Annotated in this window: 1 protein-coding gene; it reads right to left on the reverse strand. The window is 46.4% G+C overall.

Annotation, left to right across the window (positions count from 1 at the left end; all coding sequences use genetic code 11):
* Window position 1: 1 nt before the first annotated feature.
* Window positions 2-655: a glycerol-3-phosphate 1-O-acyltransferase PlsY gene (plsY, locus tag R7O13_RS25905; protein WP_318305079.1), complete on the reverse strand. Its 654-nt coding sequence runs from the start codon at window positions 653-655 to the stop codon at window positions 2-4.
* Window positions 656-808 lie beyond the last annotated feature (153 nt).

The raw sequence follows: 808 nt of genomic DNA on the forward strand, positions 1-808 counted from the left end.
CCTAAACAAAGTTCACGCTTAAAATGCATTTAAAAACTCGGCGTTGTGCCGAGTTTTTTTCTGTCAGTTTCTTTTCACCAATTTTAGGCTCTTCACCCGAAAGTAAACGACGAATGTTTTGATGATGCTTAAACACGATTAGACAACACAACATGGCAACGGGCAGGGTGTATTGCGGTTTGAACATCCAAGTATAAAACGGTGTGACTAACACAGTGACGAGTGCGGCAAGGGAAGAGTAGCGAAACAGGACTGCAACCGAGAGCCAAGTCAGCATAACTAGGCCTGTAAGGTCTAAGCCAATTGGAGCAATGGCACCAAGCGCGGTAGCGACGCCTTTACCCCCTTTAAAGTGGAAGAAAATTGGGTACATGTGGCCAAGACACGCCGCGATAGCAATAACGCCAAGAATGATAGGATCGATACCCAGAAAGTAACCACCCCAAACTGGAATCGTCCCGTTGAGCATATCGCACAACAACACCGATATGGCCGCGCCTTTTCCGCCAATGCGCAATACATTGGTCGCGCCTGGATTGTTTGAGCCAATGTTACGAGGGTCTGGCAGTTTTAACAGGCGACAAATCAACACCGCACTGGAAACAGAACCCAGTAAGTAGGCGGCCATTGTCATTATCAGTGCCAGTGCGTCCATAGAAGTCCTTGATGGATTGGAAATTAATGCTCAGTTCCCGCGTAGTTGGTATCATAGCCTGATTCAGCGGTGAGCTGAAATACTCTCTGCGATAGAGCTTGCATTATGTGATTTCTTGTATATAAAGATGCTGCGCAGTTTATACCTAAGTAA

This window comes from Vibrio sp. Y176, assembly GCF_033438945.1.

What these genes read in the sequence shown, in the direction of transcription:
- plsY (WP_318305079.1), bottom strand. Translation starts at nt 655, where the DNA reads ATGGACGCACTGGCACTGATAATGACAATGGCCGCCTACTTACTGGGT.